Source organism: Microcystis sp. M53603_WE2, from assembly GCF_030065435.1.
Genome location: NZ_JASJFF010000855.1, coordinates 1 through 1,525 on the forward strand (window position 1 = coordinate 1; position 1,525 = coordinate 1,525).

At 46.0% G+C, this 1,525-nt stretch carries 2 protein-coding genes and 1 pseudogene; all 3 read left to right on the forward strand.

The features are described 5' to 3' along the window. Positions 1-174: 174 nt before the first annotated feature. Entirely contained in the window at positions 175-312 is a 138-nt protein-coding gene (locus PX481_RS18115; protein WP_002764279.1) for a hypothetical protein, read from the forward strand. 271 nt (positions 313-583) lie between these two features. Next, positions 584-793 (forward strand): annotated as a pseudogene (locus PX481_RS18120) (DUF4347 domain-containing protein); the annotation flags it as partial. A gap of 132 nt (positions 794-925) precedes the next feature. Further along, positions 926-1,525, forward strand: a 600-nt coding sequence (locus PX481_RS18125) for an ELWxxDGT repeat protein (RefSeq protein WP_353852201.1), incomplete at its 3' end; no start/stop codon positions are given.

A 1,525-nucleotide genomic window follows, 5' to 3' on the forward strand; every position in this document is an offset into this window, starting at 1 on the left:
AAGCAGTCTTTGGCAAAAATCAATATCTAGAAAACGGGTTTCTTTGAGAACCTATTTAGAAAACGGGTTTCTCCTTTAAGAAACCCGTTTTCTGTAAATTTTTGTTATATCCCCCTTGAAAAATTGGCGATTCTTTGCACAAAATAGTCGCATTAATCTTTTGCGGTCAGTGTCATGACTTCTACCCTGTTGCCGAGCTTTCCTGCTGTTGACGATGTTTTGTGCAATTTTGCTCAATCTGATGGCTTTGTTCAAGCTAATCAGGTGGATAGTGTGAGAAATCAGCGTTTAACCGCACCGAATTTAATTTGATTTTCTCTGATTCATGAATAAACCTGATGAAAAAAAAAAAAAAAAAAAGCATATTTTATATTCTATTGACGGTAGAAAAAAACGCTCTCAAGATGGTAGAAACGATTAATTGATGGTTTGACAGTCTTCAAGCCTAACCTAGACTGGCTGCGGTTGCGGAAAACAGGCTGACTCGGCTGAATAAATAATATTAAAGCAGCTTGTGGGCAATGCCCACCCTACACCACTCACCAGGAACCCTTGTATTATGTCTCGCCAAACCAATCTCAACCAGTCCGTAGTTTTCCTCGATGCTGGTGTTAGCGATTATCAAAGTCTCCAAGCTGGAGTAATTCCAGAAGTCGCCACCGTTATTCTCTCTGCCAATCAAGACGGAATCGAACAAATATCCGCTTTTTTACCACTGTTGAAACCTTAGATTTGTCGGAGTTGCAGACATCTGGGGTTTTTCAGCCAGATATACCCTTCTTTGCCAGCTTAAGTACCTAAGCAAAATTAATGACACAAATCTAACCCCCCCTTGTTCCTTGCATGAGTGCCTTTCTTCACTAGGAAATTTATTTTGCACGACTACTTAACTGTTTAATTTTCACCCTTTATTCAGGAAAAAATCATGTCAACTCCTTTTTTAGTTAAGGATATCTACCCCGGTTCCTTTGGCTCCTACCTCGGCTTTGTAACGGCACTGGGCAATACCCTGTTCTTCTGGGCCAATGATGGCGTTAACGGTTATGGGTTATGGAAAAGCGACGGCACGACGGCCGGTACAGTTTTGGTCGCCGACATCAGCTTCGGTGACTCCTTCCCCGGCAATCTAACGGCGGTGGGCAACACCCTGTTCTTCCAGGCCTATGACGGTGTGAACGGTTATGAATTGTGGAAAAGCGACGGCACGGCGGCCGGTACGGTTCTAGTCAAAGATATCCGCCCCGGTCACTCTGGCTTCGGCCCCGGCAATCTAACGGCGGTGGGCAACACCCTGTTCTTCACTGCCGATGACGGTGTAAACGGTTATGGGTTATGGAAAAGCGACGGCACGACGGCCGGTACAGTTTTGGTCGCCGACATCAGCTTCGGTGACTCCTTCCCCGGCTATCTAACGGCGGTGGGCAACACCCTGTTCTTCCAGGCCTATGACGGTGTGAACGGTTATGAATTGTGGAAAAGCGACGGCACGGCGGCCGGTACGGTTCTAGTCAAAGATATCCGCCCC